Annotated in this window: 22 protein-coding genes; 8 read left to right on the top strand and 14 right to left on the bottom strand. The window is 62.0% G+C overall.

Features of this window, described 5'->3' with window-relative positions; translation table 11 throughout:
* Positions 1-57: 57 nt before the first annotated feature.
* The 3 genes from polA (at position 58) to ACFWYE_RS21050 (ending at position 4,158) form a co-directional block, all read left to right on the top strand.
* Positions 58-3,018 carry a DNA polymerase I gene (gene polA / locus ACFWYE_RS21060; protein ID WP_379114066.1) on the top strand — a complete coding sequence of 987 codons (2,961 nt, stop codon included), beginning with the start codon at positions 58-60 and terminating at the stop codon, positions 3,016-3,018.
* A gap of 181 nt (positions 3,019-3,199) precedes the next feature.
* Entirely contained in the window at positions 3,200-3,523 is a 324-nt protein-coding gene (locus ACFWYE_RS21055) for a hypothetical protein (RefSeq protein WP_379114064.1), read from the top strand.
* A gap of 77 nt (positions 3,524-3,600) precedes the next feature.
* On the top strand, positions 3,601-4,158 hold the full coding sequence (locus ACFWYE_RS21050; protein ID WP_379066517.1) for a hypothetical protein: 558 nt from the start codon (positions 3,601-3,603) through the stop codon (positions 4,156-4,158).
* Between the two features lie 16 nt (positions 4,159-4,174).
* Here the strand turns inward: ACFWYE_RS21050 and ACFWYE_RS21045 are convergent, their stop codons facing one another.
* The 8 genes from ACFWYE_RS21045 to ACFWYE_RS21010 form a co-directional block, all read right to left on the bottom strand.
* Positions 4,175-4,597, bottom strand: coding sequence for a transcriptional repressor (locus ACFWYE_RS21045; RefSeq protein ID WP_379066515.1), 423 nt, complete (start codon positions 4,595-4,597; stop codon positions 4,175-4,177).
* A gap of 166 nt (positions 4,598-4,763) precedes the next feature.
* Positions 4,764-5,810 (bottom strand): L-glyceraldehyde 3-phosphate reductase, encoded by a 1,047-nt coding sequence (gene mgrA, locus ACFWYE_RS21040; RefSeq protein WP_379114063.1) that lies wholly within the window; start codon positions 5,808-5,810, stop codon positions 4,764-4,766.
* A 200-nt stretch (positions 5,811-6,010) separates the two neighbouring features.
* Positions 6,011-7,150, bottom strand: a complete 1,140-nt coding sequence (locus ACFWYE_RS21035) for a Gfo/Idh/MocA family protein (RefSeq protein WP_379114061.1) — start codon at positions 7,148-7,150, stop codon at positions 6,011-6,013.
* A 10-nt stretch (positions 7,151-7,160) separates the two neighbouring features.
* The gene (locus tag ACFWYE_RS21030) at positions 7,161-7,907 is read right to left on the bottom strand and encodes a sugar phosphate isomerase/epimerase family protein (RefSeq protein WP_379114059.1); all 747 of its coding nucleotides are present in this window, start codon (positions 7,905-7,907) and stop codon (positions 7,161-7,163) included.
* 43 nt (positions 7,908-7,950) lie between these two features.
* Positions 7,951-9,045, bottom strand: coding sequence for an ABC transporter ATP-binding protein (locus ACFWYE_RS21025; protein WP_379114057.1), 1,095 nt, complete (start codon positions 9,043-9,045; stop codon positions 7,951-7,953).
* 2 nt (positions 9,046-9,047) lie between these two features.
* Entirely contained in the window at positions 9,048-9,947 is a 900-nt protein-coding gene (locus ACFWYE_RS21020; RefSeq protein ID WP_379114055.1) for a carbohydrate ABC transporter permease, read from the bottom strand.
* A gap of 2 nt (positions 9,948-9,949) precedes the next feature.
* Positions 9,950-10,840 carry a carbohydrate ABC transporter permease gene (locus ACFWYE_RS21015; RefSeq protein WP_379066506.1) on the bottom strand — a complete coding sequence of 297 codons (891 nt, stop codon included), beginning with the start codon at positions 10,838-10,840 and terminating at the stop codon, positions 9,950-9,952.
* A 92-nt stretch (positions 10,841-10,932) separates the two neighbouring features.
* A complete protein-coding gene (locus tag ACFWYE_RS21010; RefSeq protein WP_379114053.1) occupies positions 10,933-12,171 on the bottom strand; it encodes an ABC transporter substrate-binding protein in 1,239 nt (412 codons plus the stop codon).
* Between the two features lie 346 nt (positions 12,172-12,517).
* On the opposite strand from ACFWYE_RS21010, the gene ACFWYE_RS21005 reads away from it, so the two are divergent.
* Positions 12,518-13,558, top strand: a complete 1,041-nt coding sequence (locus ACFWYE_RS21005; RefSeq protein WP_379114051.1) for a LacI family transcriptional regulator — start codon at positions 12,518-12,520, stop codon at positions 13,556-13,558.
* Between the two features lie 38 nt (positions 13,559-13,596).
* Here ACFWYE_RS21005 and gndA read toward each other — a convergent pair whose 3' ends face one another.
* The 6 genes from gndA to ACFWYE_RS20975 all read right to left on the bottom strand — a co-directional run bounded on the left by gndA (position 13,597) and on the right by ACFWYE_RS20975 (position 19,412).
* Entirely contained in the window at positions 13,597-15,012 is a 1,416-nt protein-coding gene (gndA, locus tag ACFWYE_RS21000; protein ID WP_379114050.1) for an NADP-dependent phosphogluconate dehydrogenase, read from the bottom strand.
* Between the two features lie 130 nt (positions 15,013-15,142).
* Complete coding sequence (locus tag ACFWYE_RS20995; protein WP_379114048.1) at positions 15,143-16,765, bottom strand: copper resistance CopC/CopD family protein; 1,623 nt, start codon at positions 16,763-16,765, stop codon at positions 15,143-15,145.
* A gap of 51 nt (positions 16,766-16,816) precedes the next feature.
* A complete protein-coding gene (locus ACFWYE_RS20990; RefSeq protein WP_379114046.1) occupies positions 16,817-17,338 on the bottom strand; it encodes a YcnI family protein in 522 nt (173 codons plus the stop codon).
* A 33-nt stretch (positions 17,339-17,371) separates the two neighbouring features.
* Complete coding sequence (locus ACFWYE_RS20985) at positions 17,372-17,914, bottom strand: copper chaperone PCu(A)C (protein ID WP_379114044.1); 543 nt, start codon at positions 17,912-17,914, stop codon at positions 17,372-17,374.
* 99 nt (positions 17,915-18,013) lie between these two features.
* Positions 18,014-18,373: a DUF2946 family protein gene (locus ACFWYE_RS20980; RefSeq protein ID WP_144377155.1), complete on the bottom strand. Its 360-nt coding sequence runs from the start codon at positions 18,371-18,373 to the stop codon at positions 18,014-18,016.
* 118 nt (positions 18,374-18,491) lie between these two features.
* A complete protein-coding gene (locus ACFWYE_RS20975) occupies positions 18,492-19,412 on the bottom strand; it encodes an FCD domain-containing protein (protein WP_379114042.1) in 921 nt (306 codons plus the stop codon).
* Positions 19,413-19,565: 153 nt separating this feature from the next.
* Between ACFWYE_RS20975 and ACFWYE_RS20970 the strand changes: the two genes are divergently transcribed.
* From ACFWYE_RS20970 to ACFWYE_RS20955, 4 genes are all read left to right on the top strand, one after another.
* Positions 19,566-21,071 (top strand): UxaA family hydrolase, encoded by a 1,506-nt coding sequence (locus ACFWYE_RS20970; protein ID WP_379114040.1) that lies wholly within the window; start codon positions 19,566-19,568, stop codon positions 21,069-21,071.
* A gap of 38 nt (positions 21,072-21,109) precedes the next feature.
* Positions 21,110-22,126 (top strand): aldo/keto reductase, encoded by a 1,017-nt coding sequence (locus ACFWYE_RS20965; RefSeq protein ID WP_379114038.1) that lies wholly within the window; start codon positions 21,110-21,112, stop codon positions 22,124-22,126.
* Positions 22,127-22,286: 160 nt separating this feature from the next.
* A complete protein-coding gene (locus ACFWYE_RS20960; protein WP_379066486.1) occupies positions 22,287-22,724 on the top strand; it encodes an RbsD/FucU family protein in 438 nt (145 codons plus the stop codon).
* A 249-nt stretch (positions 22,725-22,973) separates the two neighbouring features.
* Positions 22,974-23,969 carry an ABC transporter substrate-binding protein gene (locus ACFWYE_RS20955; protein WP_379114036.1) on the top strand — a complete coding sequence of 332 codons (996 nt, stop codon included), beginning with the start codon at positions 22,974-22,976 and terminating at the stop codon, positions 23,967-23,969.
* Positions 23,970-23,979 lie beyond the last annotated feature (10 nt).

The raw sequence follows: 23,979 nt of genomic DNA, 5'->3' as shown, positions 1-23,979 counted from the left end.
GCGGCACAGCGGCCTAAACCATGGACAGCCGCCTGTTGCCGGGCTACCCGTATCGCCATGAAAAAAGGCGATCATCTCTTTCTTGTCGACGGCTCCGGCTACATCTTCCGAGCCTATCACGCGCTGCCGCCGCTGAACCGCAAGTCGGACGGCCTGCCCACCAATGCAGTGCTCGGCTTCTGCAACATGGTGTGGAAGTTGATGCAGGATGCACGCAACACCAATGTCGGCATCACGCCCACCCATTTCGCCGTCATCTTCGACTATTCGTCCAAGACCTTCCGCAACGAACTCTACGCGGAATACAAGGCCAACCGATCAGCCCCGCCGGAAGACCTCATCCCGCAGTTCGGCCTCATCCGCGAAGCCACCCGCGCCTTCGACCTGCCTTGCATCGAGATGGAAGGTTTCGAAGCTGACGACCTTATCGCCACCTATGCGCGCCTCGCGCGCGAGGCCGGTGCCGACGCCACCATCATCTCCTCCGACAAGGACCTGATGCAGTTGGTCGGTCCCGCCGTTGGCATGTATGACCCGATGAAGGACAGGCAGATCGGCATTCCCGAGGTGATCGAGAAATGGGGGGTGCCGCCGGAAAAGATGATCGACCTGCAGGCGCTGACCGGCGACTCGGTCGACAATGTGCCGGGCGTTCCCGGCATCGGCCCGAAGACGGCTGCGCAGCTACTGGAACAGTTCGGCGACCTTGACACGCTGCTTGCCCGCGCCGGCGAGATCAAACAGGAAAAGCGCCGGCAGTCGATCATCGACAATGCCGACAAGGCCCGCATCTCGCGCGACCTGGTGACACTGAAAAACGATGTCCCGGTGGTCGAGGGCCTGGACGAGCTGGTGCTTCAGCCCCCGAACGGTCCCCGGCTGATCGGCTTCCTGAAGGCAATGGAATTCACCACGCTGACGCGGCGTGTTGCTGAGGCGACCGATACGGATGTCGCTGCCGTCGATGCAACGGCGCTGACGGTCGAAACCGGCGATGCCGCACATGGACCGGACGTCGGCGCCGGCGCGCCCGCTGTTGCGCGTTCGCAGAACCAGCCGACGGTGGAGCTGGCGTCGACGGCACCTGCGGACCTCGGCCGGGGCAATGTCGAAGGCACAGTGGCTGGGCTCGTCGCAACCCGCATCCAGCAGGCCGCCGTGGCGAAATTCGATCCCGCATCCTACGTCTGCATTCGCGACGCGGCCACCCTGCAATCCTGGATCGCCGAAGCCAGGGAGGCCGGTGCGGTCGCTTTCCGCGCGGAGACAACCTCGCTCGATCCGATGCAGGCGGAGCTCGTGGGTTTCTCGCTGGCGACGCGGCCAGGCCGCGCAGCCTATGTGCCGCTCACGCACCGAACCGCCGATGACGACCTGCTGGGCGGCGGCATGGCCCCGGAGCAGATATCGTTCGAGGATGCGCGCATGGCGCTCGCTCCCTTGCTTGCCGATCCGTCGGTGCTCAAGATCGGCCACAATGTGAAATACGACTGGCTGGTGCTGCGCCGACATGGCCTGCTGCTCCAGCCTTATGACGACGCGATGCTTCTGTCCTATGTACTCGACGGCGGCACGGCGGGTGGCCACGACATCGCCTCGCTGGCTGACAAGTGGCTCGGCCGCACGATGACCCCGTACAAGGACATCGTCGGCTCCGGCAAGAAGCTGGTGACTTTCGCTTTCGTCGAAATCGATCGCGCAACGTCCTACTCGGCAGAAGGTGCCGATGTGGCGTTCCGGCTGTGGCAGGTTCTGAAGCCGCAGCTCGCCGCCAAGCGTGTCGCTTCGGTCTACGAACGGCTCGAGCGGCCGCTGGTCGAGACGCTTGCAAAGATGGAGGAGCGCGGCATCTCCGTCGACCGGCAGATGCTGTCGCGGCTGTCTGGAGACTTCGCGCAGCGTGCCGCGGCACTCGAGGACGAGATCTACCAGATCGCCGGCGAGCGTTTCACCATCGGCTCGCCCAAGCAGCTTGGCGATATCCTGTTCGACCAGATGAAGTTGCCTGGCGGCACCAAGACCAAGTCGGGCCAATGGTCCACCACGGCGCAGGTGCTGGAGGAATTGGCTGCGGAAGGCCACGAGCTGCCGCGCAAGATCGTCGACTGGCGCCAGGTCACCAAGTTGAAATCGACTTATACGGACGCGCTGCCGGAATATGTGAACCCGTCGACCAAGCGCGTGCACACATCCTATGCACTCGCCGCGACGACGACCGGACGCCTGTCGTCGTCCGAGCCGAACCTGCAGAACATTCCGATCCGCACGGCCGAAGGGCGCAAGATCCGCACCGCCTTCATCGCCGACAAGGGCAACAAGCTGATCTCGGCCGACTACAGCCAGATCGAACTGCGTGTGCTCGCCCACGTCGCCGACATCCCGCAGCTGAAGCAGGCTTTCGCCAATGGCGACGACATCCACGCCGCCACGGCGTCGGAAATGTTCAACACGCCGGTCGAAGGCATGCCGCGCGAAATCCGCAACCGCGCCAAGGCGATCAATTTCGGCATCATCTACGGCATTTCGGCATTTGGCCTCGCCAACCAGCTGTCGATCCCGCGCGAGGAAGCGTCCGACTACATCAGGAAGTATTTCGAGCGTTTCCCGGGTATCCGCGACTACATCGAATCCACCAAGGCGTCCGCGCGCGAGCTTGGCTATGTCGAGACCATCTTCGGCCGCCGCATCCATTATCCGGAAATCCGTTCGTCGAACCCATCCATCCGTGCGTTCAACGAACGCGCGTCGACCAACGCCCGCCTGCAGGGCACGGCCGCCGACATCATCCGCCGCGCCATGATCCGCGTCGATCAGGCGCTGGAAGATGCCGGGCTGTCGGCCCGCATGCTGCTGCAGGTGCATGACGAACTGATCTTCGAAACGGTCGAGAGCGAGGTCGAGGCGACCATTCCGGTTGTGCGCGAGGTCATGGAGAATGCAGCCATGCCGGCGGTTTCACTGTCCGTGCCGCTGCAGGTCGACGCGCGCGCCGCCAACAACTGGGACGAGGCGCATTGACGGTTTGATAGGACAGGACAGAGCCCGCCCTCGATGGCCCTGAAACGGCTCCGGAGCCTGCCATGGCTGCGGCAATCAACAATGTATTCACCAAGAGTGATTGTAGCGCCCAGCGGCCCACACTCTTAACTAGAAATTATTCCGCCATTTGGTAGAAGGCCCAACCTATTTCAAGCATGAAATGATTTGGGTGGTCATGACGAGGCGCTTCGAAATTGTCCTTGGTCACGCTTTCTTCGGCCTGGGCTTCGGCTTCCTGGCCGTAGCCTTGTGGTCGGCCCTGACGCCGATGCCTTCAGGTGAGCGCCTTGCCACTCTCGTCGTTCTCACCACTTTCGGCATGGCCGCCGCAGGCGCGGTGACGGGACTTGTCGTGGCGCGGGAGATGCCGGTGCAGCAACCTGCCAAGGCTCGCTATGGTGCCGCTCGCACTGTTCTCTATTTTCTCGGCCCGATTTTGATTGTCACCTTGGTAGCAGTCATTTTCACGTTTCCACCACAATAACCATTCCTCCCGCCTATCGTCTTGACGGCTTGAAAGCACGCGCGCGAAGTTTACGCCTGCAATTTGGGCTGCAAACGATGATGCGACGATCTCTACTGGCCATGTTTGTCGGGATGGTATCCCTCGGGAGAGGACGAGCCCAGGAAAAACCGGAGCCAGCCTTTCCACCGGTGCCGCTTTGGAGGCCAAGCTTCCAACAACCGATCGACCAGATCATCGACCGAATTGCCTACTACAGCGACAGGCAGCGGGATTTTGCCGTTTTCCGCCATGGCACCTGCGCTTTCCTGGAAAGGAAGCTATCGGAGGCTGAGGCTGAAAAGGCCGCCTTGCGAACTTTGTCGGAAATATTCAACTACCACCCAGACATGAACCCGACACCGATGGACGACGGGAATATTCTGGTCAGCTACAATCGACCGGCCGTGAACGTTGTCCTTCGCGAGATAGCGCTGAAACACTGGCCGGAGATTGAAAGCCGGCATCTTGACGGCCTCACAACGAGTGAGGTTCTGATCACGCCGCTCGGACCAAACAAATTCGACGATTTCGGTAAGCAGGCACTTCTTGGAAGAGCCTACATGTTCATGGACGCCCAAAACCCCGAAGTCGTGCAGGTCAGACGCGCCGGCTAACCAAAGGCAGTTAGGACTAAGCCGCTTCCGCCCGGCACTTGGCGCAGGTGCCGCGGAACTCGATCACCGCCTTCTTGGCGACGAACCCGGCGGAACCGACCCATTCGTGGAGCCGCTCGCCGATTTTCTCGTCGCAGAATTCGGTGACCTGACCGCAATTGTCGCAGATGGCAAACGCGGTCATGCCATGGCTATGGCCGTGGGCATGGCCATGATCGTGCGGGTCCGAGCAGGCGACGAAAGCATTCAGGCTTTCCAGCCGATGCACATAACCTTCCTTCATCAGCGTATCGAGTGCACGATAGACCTGCAGCGGCGCGCGGAAACCACGCTCACGCAACTGGTCGAGCAGCGTATAGGCGCTGAGCGGTGCATTGGCCGCTTCCAGTTTCTCAAGCACGCTCTGCTGGTTCTTGGTCAGCACGTTCCTTGCCGTCATGATCCCGCTTTCGATACCCTGCGCACCTCGCGCGCCTTTCAGACAGCCCGCCACACGCCGACAAGCCGCCTGCCTCAGAAATAAGCATGAATCGACAGTTTTGCCATTGTCTTGTGATGTGACGATCCGGAGAGCCTCCAGACCGCCGCAGCGCAAGGCGCCGACGCTACTTGCGCGTCGGTCCCGTTCTCTCTGCCGAGGCGGCCCAGAGATTGATATTGGCTTCGCGCGCATAGCCGTCGATCTCGGCAAGCTCCGCATCACTGAAGTCGAGGTTCTTGAGCGCGCCGACGCAATCCTCGACCTGCTCTGGCCGGCTGGCGCCGATCAGGGCCGAGGTGACTCGACCGCCACGCAGCACCCAGGCCAGCGCCATCTGCGCCAGCGTCTGGCCGCGCTTCCTGGCAATACCGTTGAGCGCCTGGATGTTGGCGATCGTCTGCTCGTCGAGGAAGGATTGGCGCAGCGATTTGCCCTGCGTGGCGCGACTGCCTTCCGGCACGCCGCTCAGATACTTGTCGGTGAGCATGCCCTGCGCCAATGGCGAGAATACGATGGAGCCGACACCGAGACCGTCCAGCGTGTCGAGCAAACCGTCATCCTCGACCCAGCGGTTCAGCATCGAATAGCTTGGCTGGTGGATGACGCACGGCGTGCCGAGCTGCTTGAGGATATCGGCCGCCTCGCGCGTGCGCTGCGAATTGTAGGACGAGATGCCGGCGTAGAGCGCCTTGCCGGAACGCACAGCGTGATCCAGCGCCCCCATCGTTTCTTCCAGCGGCGTATCCGGATCGAAGCGGTGCGAATAGAAGATGTCGACGTAGTCGAGCCCCATGCGCTTGAGGCTCTGGTCGAGGCTGGCGAGCAGATATTTGCGGCTGCCCCATTCGCCATACGGTCCCGGCCACATGTCGTAACCGGCCTTGCTCGAAATGATCAACTCGTCGCGATAGCCGGCAAAATCGGTGCGCAGGATCTCGCCGAACGCGATCTCAGCCGAGCCGGGCGGCGGACCGTAATTGTTGGCCAGATCGAAATGGGTGATGCCAAGGTCGAACGCCTTGTGACAGATGGCACGTTTGACCCGGTGCGGAGTGTCTTCGCCGAAATTATGCCACAGCCCGAGCGAGATGGCCGGCAGCTTCAGGCCGGAGCGGCCGCAGCGGTTGTAGATCATCGACTGATAACGGTCGGCGGCGGGAGCGTAAGGCATGGTGTTTCCTTGAAAAGGGTGTTCCGCAAATGAATGCGTCCTTCGAGGCGAACCTCGAAGGACGCATCTATAATTCAATCGGCAACTTGGACAAACGCCACCAGAGCAATTTCGGGAGAACTGCGTAGCGGTTTTCCGTCCGGAATCGCATTAAAAAGTTAGAGCGTTTCCGTGAAAGACGGAACCGCTCTCGTGAATGTCTACCTCTTGGCAAGCAGCGCCTTTGCCTCCTTGACGCCCAGCGCGGCGGGTCGCTCGCAGCTTGTCTGCATGGAAACGAACTTGCCGGTTTCGGCCGATTTCAGCAGGCTGGTCATCACTTCCACCGCATGCAGCGCCAGTTCCATCGAACAGCGGTGCGGGCGCCCCTCCATGATGGCCAGCGCCATGTCGGCAAGACCGGCCGTGCGATAGTTGGCCATCATGCCCTGGGAGTGCTTTTCGTTGGGCACGCCAAACGGATGCGGCCATTTCGGCAGCTTCTTCGCCAGCTTGCTTTCCTTGGTGTAGGCAACGTCGCCACCGAAGAAATTCGGATCCGGCACATAGAGGGTGCCCTTCTCGCCGTAGAGTTCCATCGGCGCATGACCATGCGCCCACACGTCCCAGCTGGTGTTCAACGTGACCACCGCGCCATTGGCGAATTCGAGCAGGCCGTGGATGGTGGTGGGCGTGTTGACCGGGATCTTCTCGCCAGCGCGTGGCTGCGAGGAGATGACACGTTCCCTGGCCGGGATCGAGGCAAAGGCCGCGACCCGCTTCACAGGTCCCACCAGCTGGATCAGGTTGGTGACGTAATAAGGCCCGATGTCGAGCACGGGCCCGGCTCCGGGCTGGAAGAAAAAGTCCGGGTTCGGATGCCAGTGCTCCATGCCATGGCTCATGACCGTGCAGGTACCGCCGGTGATCGCGCCGAGCTTGCCCTCGTCGATGAGGCTGCGCGCCAGCTGATGCGCACCGCCAAGGAAGGTGTCGGGCGCCGAACCGATGCGCAGGCCTTTCTTCTCGGCGCGTTTGCGCAGATCGAGCCCTTCCTGCAGCGACAGCACGAACGGCTTTTCCGAATAGACGTGCTTGCCGGCGTCGAGCACCCGCTTCGAGACGTCGTAGTGGACGGCGGGGATGGTGAGGTTGACGACGATGTCGATATCACCGGCCTTCAGCAGATCGTCCACCGTTTCGGCGCGCAGCTTGAACTCTTTCGCCCGCGCCCTCGCCGCGTCCATGTTGATGTCGGCGCAGGCCCGCATCTCGATGCCCCGAAACAGCGGCGCCAGCCTGAAATACGCCGCCGAAATATTGCCGGCGCCGATGACGCCGATCCCGAGCTTCTTTGCCATCGTCGTTCTCCTAAAAAGTCCGGGCCGCCTCGATCGACCGGCGCGCGAAGCGCTCGATGTCGTTCGGATTGTCCTGTTCCATGATGAAATACCTGGCGCTGCTGCGCTCGCGCAGCACCTTGGTCAGTTTTGACCAGTCGATGGTGCCGTGGCCGACATCCGACCAGCCGTCTTCGTCCAGCCCCTGGCCGGGCTTGGCGATATCCTTGACATGGACGGCAACGATACGGCTGCCGTGACGCTCGATCCAGGGCAGTGGATCGGCGCCACCACGCACGACCCAGGCGACATCCATTTCCCAGCCGATATCCGGCGCGGACGACAGGATATGTTCCTGCGGGATCGAGCCGTCCGGCAGTGCCTTGAACTCGAAATCGTGGTTGTGCCAGGCAAAGCCGTAACCCGCTTTTTTTGCCGCCTCGCCGACCTTGGCCAGCCGTTCGCCGAAACCGCGCCAGCCGGCGGCATCCGCCGGGCGCGCTTCCGCAACCAGATAGGGGCAGATCAGAAGTCCGATGCCGAGCGCATCGGCAGTTCTGCGCACGCTATCGAAGTCCGTTTCCAACGCCTCGATCGAGAAATGCCCTGTGGGCATGGCTAGCTTGTTCTTGTCGAGCTCGGCGCGAAAGGCCTTCGGATCGTCGTAGACGCCGCCATAACCCTCGACCTGCGCATAGCCGAGGCTGCCCAGCGATTTCAGCACCTTGTCCCAGGGCAGGAAATTGCGAGCGCTGTAGAGTTGAAATGACCAGTCCATTCTATCTGTCCATCTGCTTGGGGGGATATTGTCGGGGTGGTTGTCACAACCGTTTGCCATCCTCGCCGAACAGCGAGGCGCGCGACGGATCGAAGCCGATTTCGACCTGGCCGCCGGTTCTGGGAGCACGCTCGGAAGGCACCCGCACCGACAGGCTTTGCGTCCCGAGCCGCACCCAGACCAGCGTGTCGGACCCCATCGGCTCGACGACATCGACGGTTGCTTTCGCCAAGAAAGGCCAGCCGGAACCCGAATTGAGGCCGATATGTTCGGGCCTCACTCCGAACACCGCCGGTCCCGCCACGGGTTGTCGCTCGAAGGCGTAGGTTGAGAGCGAAATGTTCAACTCGCCGGAGCCGAAGCGCCAGCCGTCGCCGCCGCCCTCCAGCCTGCCGTCGACGAAATTCATGCCGGGCGAACCGATGAAACCGGCGACGAAACGGTTGACCGGGCGGTTGTAGATCGCCTGCGGCGCGTCCAGTTGCTGGATCACCCCGCCGCGCATGACAGCGATGCGGTCGGCCAGTGTCATCGCCTCGATCTGGTCGTGGGTGACATAGATCATGGTGTTGGCGAGCCGCTGATGCAGCCGCTTGATCTCGACGCGCAGTTCCGAACGCAGCTTGGCGTCCAGATTGGACAAGGGTTCGTCGAACAGGAAGACGTCGACGTCTCGCACCAGGGCCCTGCCGATCGCCACGCGCTGGCGTTGGCCGCCGGAAAGCGCTGCCGGCTTGCGCTGCAGCAACGGCTCGATCTGCAGGATCTCGGCCGCGCGGGAAATGCGCTTGTCGATCTCGTCCTTTGGCGTTCCCGCAACCTTGAGGCCGAACGACAGGTTCTTCTCCACGCTCATCTGCGGATAGAGCGCATAGGATTGGAACACCATGCCGATCCCACGATCCTTCGGCTCTTCCCAAGTGACATTCTTGCCCTTGATGAAGATGCGGCCGTCGGAAATGTCGAGCAGGCCGGCAATGCAGTTGAGCAAGGTGGATTTGCCGCAGCCGGACGGTCCAAGCAGCACGATGAATTCGCCTTCGGCGATATCGAGATTGAGCGACTGCAACACCGAGACGGTACCGAAATTGAGCTTCAGGTCCTGGATCGAGACGCTGGGACTGGCGATCATGTTCATGCTCACCCTTTCACCGCGCCGGCGGCGATGCCGCGCACGAACAGTTTGCCGGAGATGAAGTAGACGACGAGAGGCACGAGGCCGGTCAGCAGCGTGGCGGCCATGTTGACGTTGTATTCCTTCACGCCCTGCACCGAATTGACGATGTTGTTGAGCTGCACGGTCATCGGATAGGTGTCGGGGCGCGTGTAGACGACGCCGAACAGGAAGTCGTTCCAGATGCCGGTGATCTGCAGGATGACGGCGACGACGAAGATCGGTACCGACATCGGCAGCATGATGCGCAGATAGATGCTCCAGAAACCGGCGCCGTCGACGCGCGCGGCTTTGAACAATTCCTCGGGCAACGATGCGAAATAGTTGCGGAACAGCAGCGTCAGGATCGGCATGCCGAAGATGGAATGCACGATGACCAGCCCGCTCAAGCTGCCATAAAGCCCGATTTCACGCAGGATGATGACGATCGGGTAGAGCATCACCTGATAAGGAATGAAGGCGCCGACGATGAGGATGGTGAAGAACAGCTCCGAGCCCTTGAAACGCCAGTTGGCGAGCGCGTAGCCATTCACCGACGCGATGGCGATCGACAGGATCACCGAAGGCACGGTGATGCGCACCGAATTCCAGAAGCCGCGCGAAAGCCCATCGCAATTGAGCCCGGTACAAGCCGTAGCCCAGGCCTTCACCCAGGGCTCGAAAGTGATTTCCAGCGGCGGCGAGAAGATGTTGCCGAGCCGGATTTCCGGCATGCCCTTCAGCGACGTCACCACCATCACGTAGAGCGGCAGCAGATAGTAGACGGCAACCACGAACAGCGTGCCGTAGATGAAGATGTTGCGCTTCGAGAAGGCGTGGCGTGGCTTCGGTCCACGCGGACCCCCGACGGCCTGTGACATTGCCATCGTCAGCGCCTCCGCCCGAATTCGAGATAGGCCCAGGGCACGATGACGATGGCGACCGACAGGAGCATCATCGTCGAGGCCGCGAAACCCTGGCCGAGATTCTGCGCGAAGAACATGTAGTCGTAGACATATTTGGCCGGCACCTCGGATGCGATGCCCGGCCCGCCGCTGGTCTGCGCCACGACGAGGTCGTAGACCTTGACGATGCCGGCGGCGATGATGACCAGCGTGGTGACCAGTACCGGCCGCATCATCGGCAGGACGATGAAGAGATAGGTCCTCCAGGCCGGGATGCCGTCAACCCGGGCAGCCTTCCAGATATCCTCGTCGATGCCGCGCAAGCCAGCCAGCATCAGGCACATCACGAAGCCGGTGCCCTGCCAGAGTGCAGCGATCAGCACGCCGTAGATGACGATGCTCGAAGTGTAGAGCGGGTCGAAGGCGAAGCTTTCCCAGCCGAGCGAGCGCACCACGGCCTGCACGCCGAAATCCGGATTGAGCAGCCATTGCCAGACTACGCCGGTGACGACGAAGGACAACGCGAAGGGATAGAGGAAGATGGTGCGGAACGTGTCCTCGAAACGGATCTTCTGATCGAGCAGCGCCGCCAGCACGAAACCGATCACCAGGGAAAAGACCAGCGACAGGATTCCGTAGATCGCCAGGTTCTCGATCGACACCAGCCATCGCGGCGTTGCCCACAGCCGCTCATACTGGTCAAGGCCGACGAATTTGAGCCGCGGCAGCAGGCGCGAATTGGTGAAGGAATAGAGCACCGTCCACAGAGTGCCGCCGACGAACACCACCAGTGCGGTGAGGATCATCGGCACCGAGGCGATCTTGGCATTGAGGTTGCGGAACAGCCGGCTTGGTCGCTTGCTCGCAGTGCTCATGGAGGTGCCGTCCCCAGGTCCTGGACCTCCGGGAACTCCAGCCCGCCAAGCACAGGGCGAAGCCGGAGCCCGGGAGGGTCGGGTGAACAGGATCAGTCAGCGCTGGAGATGATGTCGGCGAAGCGCTTCTGCGCATCCTCGACGGTCAGGTCCGGCTTGGCGAAGAATTCGGAGAACAGGTCCTCCTTCTGCTTCTGCGTATCCTGCGACAGCAGCTGGTCCGTCCACGGGATCACATTGCCCTTGGCAAGGATGTCGAGACCCTTCTTCATACAGTCATTGGCAGCAGCCAGATCGACATCGCCACGCACCGGCAGCGAACCCTTCTTCAGGTTGAAAGCCACCTGCGTCTTGGGATCGAGAAGCGTCTCGGCGAGCACTTCTTGCGCCTTGGCCTTCTCGGCGTCCTTTAGCAGCGGGAAGTAGAAGGCATCGCCGGCGGTCGCGAGCGCGCTGTTCATGCCGAGGCCAGGCAGACAGGTATAGTCCTTGCCGGCCACCTTGCCGGCCACCTGGAATTCGCCCTGCGCCCAGTCGCCCATGATCTGCCCACCGGCCTTGCCGGTGATGACCATGTTGGTAGCCTGGTTCCAGTCCTGCACATTGGTGCCCTTTGACATCTTGCGGGCGTCGTCGGCTGCCTTGAACACCTTGGCGATTTCCGGACCGCCGGCGAAGGCGCCATCCTTGTCCTTGTAGACCTTCAGGAAGGCATCCGTGCCGCCAACCGCCAGCAGAAGAACATCGAAGGCACCAGCTGACTGCCAGGGCTGGCCACCCACGGCGAGCGGTACGATGCCGGCCTTTTCCAGCGCGGGCGCAGCCGCGACATATTCGTCCCAGGTCTTCGGCACTCCCACGCCAGCCTTGGCGAAGGCATCATTGGACAGCCACAGCCATTGCCACGAATGGATGTTGACGGGCACGCAGTAGATCTTGCCGCCGATGGTGCAGGAATCGAGCAAACCCTTCGGCCGCACGACTTCCGTCCACTTGCCCTTGGCGGCGATGTCGGTGAGATCGCGCATCAGCCCGGCCTGGACCAGTTCCTCGGCCTGTCGACCATGATTGAACTGCGTTGCGCCCATCGGATCACCGCCGGTGATGCGCGAGATCATGATCGGGCGCGCCGTGCCGCCGGATCCGGCAATCGCTCCATCCACCCATTTGTTGCCGGTGGCATCGAACGCCTTGGCGAGCTCGGCAACGGCGGCTGCTTCACCGCCCGACGTCCACCAATGCGTGACTTCAAGATCCGTCGCGAAAGTAGGGCCGGCAAAACCGAGAGCCGTCCCGGCCGCCAGCACAGCAGCCGTCAAAGTGCGTCGCATTCCGATTCCTCCCAAAATCTGAAACGTTACAGATTTTGGATACGGCAATTGTTTCGTTGTGGCAATCCCCAATCGATCGGCGCACCAAACTATTTTTCGAAGCTCGACAAAATAAGCGACAAGATCGATAAAACCGGCGTTTTGCACTGCAAAATAAGCGTTCGCAGTGCAAACCAGGCAGATTGGGCATGACGACAGCGACCACTCGAAAGCGGTCGACCAAGGTCAGACTGGCAAATCTGTAACGTTTCAGTATATTTGCGCTATCAGCCTGTCCAAGCCGGGCCGACGAATTCGCGCATTGTCGCCGCCGAAACAGACTGGTATGCGCGCTGCGGGCAGGGTTATGGACAAATCGAGCCGCAACACGGATGAGGACGAAGCGGAGACCGGCAGGCCGACGCTGAAGACGCTTGCCTTCATGACGGGGCTTGGCGTCACAACCGTTTCACGTGCACTGAAGGACGCGCCGGAGATCGGCGCCGAGACGCGCAAGCGCGTGCAGCTCGTCGCGCGCCAGATCGGCTATCGGCCGAACAGGGCCGGCGTGCGCCTGCGCACGGGCAAGACCAACGTCATCTCGGTGGTGCTCAACACCACGGAGCAGATCGGCGGCTTCCTGTCCGATTTCATCTACGGCATTTCAGAGCGGCTGGCAGCGACGCCCTATCATCTGGTTGTCGCCCCCTACTCCCACAACAACGACCCGATGGAGCCGATCCGTTACGTGGTGGAGACCGGCTCCGCCGATGGGATCATCATCTCGCGCACGCAACCCGATGACCCGCGCGTGCGCTATCTGACCGAGCGTGGCTTTCCCTTTGCCGCTCATGGCCGCACGGCAATGGGGATAGAGCACGCTTACCATGACTTCGACAATGAGAGTTTCGCGCGGCTGGCCGTGCGACGGCTGTCCGAGCTCGGACGCCGGCGCCTCGCCCTGCTGGCGCCCCCGACAGCCCTCACCTACCACCAGCATATGCGCAGCGGCTTCCTCGACGAGATCGACAGGCACGGGCTAAGCGAGGTTCCGTTCTCATCCGTCAGCAGTGACAATGTCATCGACGACATCCGTCGCCACACCATCGAACTGATGCGACGGGCCGGACGACCGGACGGCATCGTCTGCGGCGCCGGCGGACCGGCCTTCGCACTCATCGCCGGTATCGAGGCGGCTGGGTTCAAACTTGGAAGCGATGTCGATCTGGTCGCCAAGGAACCGTTCAACCTGCTGCAGCTGGTACGTCCGGAAATCCATGTCGTCGCGGAGGACTTCCGACTTGCCGGGCGCGATCTGGCAATCGCCGTGCTCAGCCGCATCGACGACAGATCGGCGCCGCCCATGCAGCGGCTGGTGGTGCCAACCGAAGTGATCGCACCGAAGTAGCCAACTTATCGCATTCTGCCGCCAGGACGGAGCGGGGACTAGCCCTGTCCCCAAGGCCCATGGAACGCGCCGGCTTCATCGATGCGTTCGAAGCCATGCGCACCAAAGAAATCGCGTTGCGCCTGGATGAGATTGGAGGTTCCGCGGCCCTGGCGATAGCTGTCGAAATAGGCAAGCGCCGACGACAGCGCAGGCACCGGCGCGCCAGCTTCCGTGGCCAGCGCAACGACGCGCCGCAACGCCGGGTGTGCTTCTTGCATCAGCTTCACGAAATCGGGCGCCATCAAGAGATTGGTCGAGGCAGCACCGGATCCAAAGGCTTCGGCCATGGTGTCCAGCATCTGTGAACGGATGATACAGCCGGCGCGCCAGATCTTTGCAATCGTCGGCATCGGCAGGTTCCAGCCGAATTCCTTCGAAGCGCCGGCCATCACGGCGAAGCCTTGCGCGTAGGCGGCGATCTTGCCGGCAAACAGCGCCAGCTCCAACTGCTTGAGAAGCGTTTCCCGCGGCGCCGTGATCTGCGCCACCCCGCCGCCGTAGATTTTCTCCGCCGCCAGCCGTTCATCCCTCAGCGACGACAACACGCGCGCCGCCACCGCCGCCTCGATGGCGGTTGCGGGAATGCCGAGTTGCTGCGCTTCGATCGCCGACCACTTTCCGGTGCCCTTCTGCCCTGCGCGATCGAGGATGATGTCGACCACCGGCTGGCCGGTCCTGGCATCGTCGGCCTTCAGCACCTCGGCGGTGATTTCGATCAGGTACGAATTCAACCGGCCCTTGTTCCATTCAGCGAAGACCGCGCCGATCTCCTTTGGCGCCATGCCGAGCCCGTCACGCAGGATACCGTAGATTTCGGCGATCATCTGCATGTCGGCATATTCGATACCGTTGTGGATCGTCTTGACGAAATGGCCTGCCCCGTCCGGACCGAGCCACGCCGCGCAGGGTTCACCCTTGAATTTGGCGGAAATGGCGGTGAGCACGCTTTCGACACGGTGCCAGGATTCCTCCTTGCCACCGACCATGATCGACGGACCGTGCCGCGCGCCTTCTTCGCCACCCGAAACGCCCATGCCGATGAAGGTCAGGCCCGAGCCTTCCAGTTCCTTGAAGCGTCGCATCGTATCGCGGAAATTGGCGTTGCCGGCATCGATGATGATGTCGTTGGCCGCCAGTTCGCCGCGCAGCGCTGCGATCTGTTCATCCACGGGGCTGCCGGCCAGCACCATGATGATGATCGGCCGCGGCGGGCGGATGGCGGCGGCGAGATCGGCCAGGCTCTCGCAGGGCACGACACGGCCAGCGAGGTCGCCCGCCTTGGCAACGAAATCGTCGGTTCGCGACGGCGTACGGTTGTAGACCGCGATGCGATGCCCTTTCTCGGCAATGTTGAGGGCGAGGTTGGAGCCCATCGTACCGAGGCCGATCAGGCCGATTTCGGCTTTTTCCATGCTGTCGTTCCTGTCTGCGAATAGCGGCTGTCGCCGCAAAGGTGGCATGATTGGCCTCAGGCACCCACTTCGTCAACAAGCGGCAGTTGTCCATTCATCGGAAATTTCAATCGATTAGGCCATGATGACGTCAAGGGCGGATGTCGATGGGGCCCTCCAGCTTCACCATTTCGAAATCCGAAACCAGGATGTCGAGCCGCACCGTCCAGCGCCCGGGAAACGGGATGACGAGACCGTCGACCCGCCAGGTGCCGTCACCGGGTTTTGTCGCGATGCGCTTCAACGGCTCGATCCCCGCTTCAGGCCTCGAGAGCACCAAAGTCACCTCCTTGGGGTCAAGCGGCCCGAAGTCACCGGTCATCAACATGATGCTGACGGATACGAGTCCGGCTTTGCCGGGAGTCACCGTGAGATCGGCCATCGCCTGAAGCGTCATCATATGTGTCGACACAGGCTCGGCCGCTGCGATCGCCAGCGCGCGCGGCGGCGGCGTGAAACGCCAGCCGGCGGCAATGCCGAAGATCGCCAGGACGATAAGGGTTTCGACCGCAATGGAGCGGACCAGACGATGACGTGCAGCGGACTGCCCTGCTTCGGCCGGGCGTGTCAGCGCCCAACGATTGGTGGCGGCGAGCGCGAACAGACCGACCACGAGCGCGAGCTTTGCCAGCAGGAGGCGACCGTAGTCGGTGTCGACCAGCGCCGAAACAGTCTCCACCTGGATCACCGTAAGCACGATGCCGGCAACTACGAGAGCAGTGACCACCGGCAAGATGGCCAACGAGAAGCGGCGCAGGAACATGTCGGCGCCCGGCGTCTGGCGCTTCAGTGCCACGGCGAGCGGCGTCAGCGCACCTGCCCAGAAGGCGATACCCACACCATGGACGAAAACCATGGGACGCGTCAGCCACTGCGGCACCGCCGCACTGGCATGGCCGCTGGCGGCGAGCGCCACGCCGACCGCTATCAGGGCGGTGGCAGCGAAGGGCCTGGTGTCGGCACGCGGCAGCGCAAGCGCCAGAAGGCCCAGCCCCAGCGCGATGGCGGCAATCAGTGCGGTCCAGACAAAGCTGGTGGCAAACGCTGTCTTCCAGACAATGGCCTGCGCGAACTGTTCGAAGGGCGCGCCCAGCGCATCGAGGCCTTGCAGGCCAAGCGATACGGGGGCGGCCATCAATCCGGCCAGGAGCATCGCTGCCACGAAACGCTCGCCGCCCCGCGCCTCGCCCGCCAGCCAGGCGAGCGCGAACACTCCGCCGACCCCGAAGAACAGGCCGAGATAGAGTATGATCTTTGCCACCCAGATCGCGCGATGCAGCCAGGGATCGATGGCATCGCCCGCGGCGGGTGCGGCACTGACGGAACCTACGGAAAACAGCAGCGAACCGCCAACCGGATGCCCGTCCGCAGAAATCACGCGCCAACTCAGCACATGCGTACCGTTGCCGAGCGGTTGCGGATTGTCGATGTCGAGCGTCTGCCCGTCGCTGCGAAACGACGTCAGCCGTTCCGGCGTACCATCCGGCCGCACGAGGGTTAGCACCAGCGGCGAAACCGGTTCGCTGAAAGCAAGCGAAAACCGGTTCGGACTTTGCTGCAGCATCGCTCCATCGGCCGGCTCGGTCTTGACCAGGCTGGCATGCGCGGAAGCTGGGCCTGCTCCAAACACGGCAAGCAGCGCAAACAGGACGGCAATCGCGACAGCCAGACGGCGAATGCCTGCTTGTGAGGTGTCTAAAGCGAAGTATCGCATGATCGCTCAACCGGGGAGAGCGGCGCGCCATTGCAGGCGCGCCGCGGACGACTACTTCTTGGGCAGGAGTTTCAGACCTGGTGCCGGATGCTCGAGCGCGTCCTCGTCCTGACCGGCGGCCGGAATTTCGATCCAGCGGGCCGTGCCGCCACTTTCGCATTCCTGCACGACAGGAAAGCGCAATGTCTCGCCGGCGGGCAGATCACCGGTCAAGCGCGCCCGCAGAACGAACTCGTCATAGAACTCGTCCGGCAGGTTGCCGCCATTCCAGCTGACCTCGGTCACGCCTTCGCTGACGGTCTCACCCCACAGGGAATAGGCCTTGGCATATTTGCCCTTCGCCGTCTCCAGCTTCCAGCCAGCCTTCGGCATCGGTTTCACGTCGATGACACCTTCCGGAATCTTGACGCGCACAGCGGTAGTTGCCTTGCCGTCGCAGCCATGCGGAACGCGGAAAATCGCCTTGTAGGTGGAATCGACTGGTGCTTCCTGGGTCTCCAGAGAGACATGGGCAAAGGCCGCCCCTGCGCCCGCGCCTATGAAAAGGCCGGCAACGATCATGGTTCTGAACATTGGAATTCCTCTGAAATCGTCTCGTGATGAAAATCAGTTCGCGTGATCGCCATGCGCCTTGGGCGCTGCGCCACCCACGGCCTCGACATCGAACTCCACCGTGACAGGACCAGCCTTTTCAAAGGTCAGCGTCGCAGCGAACTTCTCGCCCTGTTTCGGCTGGCGATTGAGGCCGATGAACATCAGATGGTAACCACCCGGCGCGAGCTCCGCCTTGCCGTTGGCCGGGACTTCCAGGCCGCCGTCAACCTTGCGCATGGTCATCACGCCGTCCTTGACCGCCATCTCGTGCACCTCGGCTTTCTGCGAGACATCCGAGGCGATCGAGACGAGGCGATCCGCCTCGCCGCCACTGTTCTTGATGGTGAGGTAGCCGCCGGCAACCTTGGCGCCGGGCGGCGTCGCCCGTGACCAGGGATGATCGATCTCAAGGCTGCCGACCTTGAATTCGTGCGCAAACGCGGCCGGCATGCCGGCAAGCAAAACCGCCAGGGCAGCCGACACAAGGCCAAGCCGGGCAGGAATCAAGTTTCTCAGGGAAAATGCAGGCGAACGAGTGCTGTTGAAAACAGGCATGGGGTTGCTCCATGGCAGACGCGCCGTTGCCGGACGCGTAAGTAAAAAAACAAGAGAGGAATCGTGGCGCGGCCAAAGGCCTGGCGCAACGAACAAAGATCAGGCCGACGCCGGCGGCGCACGCGGATTGCCCGGCGACCAGTCATGGCTGAAACCGATGACATTGTTGGCAGGGAATGCGACGCGGAGGCTGGCGACAAAGGCCAGGCCATCCAGCAGGGGAGAGGCTTCCGGCGGGGCGCCGAAGGCCGACGCGTACATATTGCAGCCCAGTACGCAGCACGATTGCTGGTGCTGTTGCGGCTGCTCGCCCGGCGGCAGCTGCGCGGCGCCGTCATGTGTACAGATGACGTTGCCGAAGGCGTCGAGTTGCGCGGGATTGGGACCAGCGCCGGCAGCGAAGGCACCAAGCACGGATTGCAGGACGAGCAGCCACGCAACGGCAAGGGCCGTCGGCATGCTCCATCTCCTGCGCCCGGCGATCACGGCGTCACTCCCTTGCAATCGACAAAGACCTATCACGAGCCTGAAGACCGGCAAACCGCCAAATCAGCGCTGCGGCAACAAGCCCGACATGTCAGAGCGTCCTGGTCCGTTTCGCCGGAACGGTCTGCCTGCCTTCGGGCGTCGAATCGAGCAAGGTCTGCCGGGCCGAGGTCAGATGCCTGCGGCAAGCGTCTTCCACCTTGGCCGCATCGCGCGTCTTGAGTGCCGCGATATAGGCAAGATGTTCGGCCACTGCCGTTTCATTGCGGCTACGTTGGCCCGCCTTGTTCCACTGATAGTGATAGTGGAAGATCATGGAGATGACATCGTAGAAATCGACGATGAAGCGGTTGTGCGAGGCGCTGTGGATCAGCCGATGGAAGCGCTCGTCCAGTTCCGAGAATTCGGGATAGCGATTGGCGATATCGCGCGCCAAAGCACGATGTTCGGCCTCCAGGCGGTCGAGATCGGCCCAGACCGGATTGTCACTCGGCAAGGCGACAAAGGCCGCTGCCGAGCGCAGTTCGAACATCTCGCGGATATCAGCCAGTTCCAGCGCAAAGGCACGGGTGAAACCTTTGAGAACCCAATGGCTGTTGCGGCGCTTTTCGATCAGGCCGAAGCGACTGAAGCGGATGAGGAACTCGCGCACGCTGGTGGTGCCGACGCCGATGTCGCGTGCCAGTTCCAGTTCGTTGATCTGCATGCCGGCTTCAGCTCCTTCGGCCAACAGCCGCCGCATGAAGGAGCGTTCGATGATCTGTGACAGCGAGTCGGTCTCTTCCTCCGGGAAGAAATCCTCTTCCGTCGGCGCACGCAGCACCGTCTTCTCGCGCTTGTCCCAGGTGATCAGCCCGTTGTCAGCCATCCGGGCCAGAATGCCGCGCACTGTGGTGCGGCTCACGCCCAATGTCGCTCCCAGTTCGGGCTCGGAAGGCAGGTTGCTGTTTTCCTCCAGCAGCCGCAGGCAGCGATTGTAGGCATCCTTGTAGACGTTGTTGTTCTTCGACATCCTGTTCTCTTGGCCCGCGCACCGTTCCCGGAGAGCGCTCTAACCGAAAATGCCAATTGACGCCCAAATGTTTTTTTACGATAAAAGACATTAGCTGCAGGATTGCCGGTGTCAATCCGGCATTCACCCAGGATAATCCCAGGAACCATCGTCGTGACCGCCGCCAATTCGATCGTGCTTTCGCCCTCCGACAATGTCGTTGTCGCCAATGGCCGACTTGAGAAAGGCACGACATTGCCGGGTGGAGCGACAACAGCCGATGCGATCGAATCCGGCCACAAGGTAGCGATCAGGTCGATCCCGGCAGGCTCGGCGGTCGTGAAATACGCACAGGCGATCGGCCGCGCCACGCAGGATATTGCTGCGGGCGAGCATGTTCATTCGCACAATCTGGTCTTCGAATCCGGACGCATGCCGGTGGTGCCGCCATCGGCCCCCCTGGAAGCCTCCGAGACCGACAAGGTCCGCACTTTCATGGGTTATCGCCGTGCTGACGGACGCGCCGGTACCCGCAATTTTGTCGGCATCGTCGCCAGTGTGAACTGTTCGGCCACCGTCTGCCACGCCATAGCCGACGAAGCCAACCGCCGCCTGCTGCCGCTCTATCCGGGCATCGATGGTTTCGTGCCGATCGTACACGGACAGGGCTGCGGCATGAGTGCCACCGGCGACGGCATGATGGTTCTGCACCGCACGCTGGCCGGCTACGCGCGCCATCCCAATTTCGGCGGCGTGCTGATGGTGGGGCTGGGATGCGAGGTCAACCAGCTCACCCTCTATGGCCAGAAGGGCGTCGCTGCCGGCAAGCGGCATTTCAATATCCAGGACGCAGGGGGCTCGCGCAGATCGGTCGAGATGGCGATGGGCGTGCTGGCCGAAATAGCCGAGGAAGTCGGCAGGCTGGAGCGTGAACCTATCCCGGTCTCGGAGATCGTGGTCGGCCTGCAGTGCGGAGGTTCAGACGGAATGTCCGGCATCACCGCCAACCCGGCCCTCGGCGCGGCAGTCGACCTGCTCGCCGGCGTCGGCGGCATCGGCATCCTTTCGGAGACCACCGAAATCTACGGTGCCGAACACCTGCTCGCCTATCGCGCCGCCACGCCGGAGATCGCCGACAAACTCGATCGCCTGATCAAATGGTGGGAGAACCATACCGCCATGCACGGCGCGTCCATCGACAACAACCCCTCGCCCGGCAACAAACGCGGCGGGCTGACCACCATTCTCGAAAAATCGCTCGGTGCCGTCGCCAAGGGTGGCCAGACGCCACTGAACGGGGTCTTCGCCTATGCCGAGAAGGTGACCGGCCGTGGCCTCGTCTTCATGGACACGCCCGGCTACGATCCCGTCTCCGCCACCGGCCAGGTGGCAGGTGGCGCCAACGTCATCGTCTTCACAACCGGGCGCGGCTCCTGCTTCGGCAGCCACCCGACCCCGTCGATCAAGGTGGCCACCAACACCACGCTCTTTGAAGCCATGGAAGAGGACATGGACGTCAACTGCGGGGTCATCGCCTCCGGCGACAGGACAATCGCGGAGATGGGGCGCGACATCTTCGAACTGATCATCGAGACCGCATCGGGCAAGAAGACCAAGAGCGAGTTGTTCGGCTACGGCGACAACGAGTTCGTGCCTTGGCATCTCGGCGCAACGCTGTAGCTTTGGCCGGAGCGTTTCCGCAAATTGGGAGTGTATGCATGAAGACGCGCCGCATCGGCAAAACCGCGCTCGATGTCACCGAGATCAGTTTCGGCGGCGCTTCGCTGGGCAATCTCTACCAGGCGGTGCCGAACAAAGACGCCGAGGCGGTTCTTGATGCGGCCTGGAATTCCGGCATCCGCTATTTCGACACGGCGCCCCACTATGGTTTTGGGCTTTCCGAACGCCGCTTCGGTGATTTCCTGCGTGACAAGCCGCGCGACAGCTATGCGCTTTCCACCAAGGTCGGCCGTCTCTTGAAGCCCGCGCCGGAACACGAAGTTCCCAATCTCGGTTTCTTCAACCCGCTGCCGTTCAAGCTGGAATATGACTACAGCTATGACGGCATCATGCGCTCGGTCGAGTTCAGCTATGCGCGCCTCGGCCTCAACCGCATCGACATCCTCTATGTGCACGACATCGGCGTCTACACGCACGGCGTCGAGCTTACCAAGGTGCATCTCGGCCAGTTGCTGGGCGGCGGCATCAAGGCACTGGAGGAGTTGAAGTCCGGTGGCGTCATTTCCGCTTACGGCCTCGGCGTCAACGAGGTGGAGATCTGCGTGGAGGTGATGCGCCGCGCCCCGCTGGACTGTATCCTGCTCGCCGGCCGCTATTCGCTGCTTGACCGCTCCGCCGAGGCGGAATTGCTGCCGCTCTGCCATCAAAGCGGCACCACGCTGGTCATCGGCGGCGTCTTCAACTCCGGCATTCTGGCGACAGGCGCAAAGCCCGGCTCGCATTTCGACTATGGCCCGGCCTCGCCCGAGATCCTGTCCAAGGTTTCGGCCATGGAAACGATCGCCGAAGCGGCCGGATATCCGCTGGCAGCGGCTGCGCTGCAATTCCCGCTGCATGATAAAGCGGTTTCGACAGTGCTGATCGGCACTGCCAAGGCCTCCAGCCTGACGCGCAACGTCGACCTGCTCAAGATCGAGGTTCCCGCACAGGACTTCGAGAAGTACCGCCCCTATACGACCGTGCAGCCGCGATTGACCGGAGCCGTGCGCGAATGAACCCGCTCGCGCGTCGCGACCAGACAATTGCAGACAAACCTGGAGCAATTCCGGGAAAAGTGCGGAACGGTTTTCGATCCGGAATTGCATAAAAACCAAGAGTTAGAGTGTTTCCGCGTTTCCGAAAAAACCGGAAACGCTCTCAGAAGGACATCGCCTGATGCTGCGCGGCATTCATCCTCTTCTCGGCCCCGACCTTCTGCATGCACTGCGCAGCATGGGCCATGGCGACGAGATCGTCATCGCAGACGGCAATTTTCCGGCAAGTACGCAGGGGCCCAAGGTCGTGCGCGCCGATGGGCTGGGCGGCGAGGCATTGCTCGAAGCGATCCTCACCCATATGCCGCTCGATACCTATGCGCCTGCCGCGGCCTTCCGCATGGCGGTCGTCGAAAACCCGGACCGCCTCCCCGAAATCTGCCGCTCCTACCAGTCGATCGTCGATCGACTGGCCGGCCCCTTTGTGATTGCTCCTCTGGAACGGTTCGCCTTCTATGAACGCGCGGCCAAGGCCGCCTACATCGTCGCTTCCGGCGAGCGCGCTGCCTATGCCAACATTCTGCTCAAGAAAGGCGTGGTCCGCTCGGAGCAGGATTGACCACGGAAGATACGTGATGACGCAATATGGAATGATTATTCCGCATTGACCTTATTTTGGAATTGATGCTTCATGTCAGAAAAAGGGTAAAGAGGGTCGTGAGGACCATAGGGGAGCGTCACACTTGCAAGCCCTGCCGCGATCCACTAAAAATCGAAATGCTGTTTTTTATCAATAAAGTCCTGATTGGACTTCGCCTATCCAGAAGGGACTTCGCGTAATCGACCGGGCGACTTTGGGAGGAAGCCTATGAAATTCGTGAAAAGCATACTCAGCCGCCGCACTTTCGTGGCGCTCGCCGCAGCCTCGATGCTGGCCGGTGCATTTCAGACGGGGCCGGCCGTTGCTGCCGACACCACCATTCCGATCATCGTGAAGGACACCACCTCCTTCTACTGGCAGATCGTTCTCGCCGGCGCCCGCAAGGCCGGCAAGGACCTCGGCGTCAACGTGCCGGAACTCGGCGCGCAGGCAGAGACCGACGTGAATGGCCAGATCTCGATTCTGGAAAACGCGGTGGCCGGCAATCCGGCCGCTGTCGTGATCGCGCCGACCGAAGCCAAGGCTCTCGGTAAACCGATCGACGAAGCCGCCAAGAAAGTGAAGATCATCGGCATCGACTCTTCGGCCGATTCCAAGGCCTTCACGTCCTTCCTGACCACCGACAACAAGGTCGGCGGCCAGGTTGCGGCCGATGGTCTGGCCGCCGCAATCGGCGCCGCCAATGGCGGCAAAGTCGAAGGCAAGGTAGCGATCATCACCGCGCTTCCAGGCGCCGGCTCACTTGAACAGCGGCGCGAGGGCTTCCTCGAACAGGTCAAGGCCAAATATCCGGGCCTGACGGTGGTCGCCGACAAATATGCCGATGGTCAGGCGACAACTGGTCTCAATATCGCAACCGACCTGATCACCGCGAATCCGGATCTCAAGGGCATCTTCGCCTCCAACCTGATCATGGCGCAGGGCGTCGGCCAGGCGATTGCCGAAAACAACCTTTCCGGCAAGGTCGGGCTGATCGGTTTCGACAGTGACGAGAAACTCATCAAGTTCCTCAATGACGGGGTCATTTCCGGCCTCGTCGTACAGGATCCGTATCGCATGGGTTACGACGGCATCAAGACCGCGCTGGCCGCCTCGAAGGGTGAGAAGGTCGAGACTTTCGTCGACACCGGCGCCAACCTCGTCACCAAGGCGAACATGAAGGAGCCGAAGATCGACGCGCTCCTCAATCCGAAACTCAACTGAGCACAGCTGA

The sequence above is a fragment of the Mesorhizobium sp. NPDC059025 genome (genome assembly GCF_042739655.1).
GTDB lineage: Bacteria > Pseudomonadota > Alphaproteobacteria > Rhizobiales > Rhizobiaceae > Mesorhizobium.
Note: the sequence above shows the minus strand (reverse complement) of the source record. Positions and strands in the feature narration are given on the sequence as shown.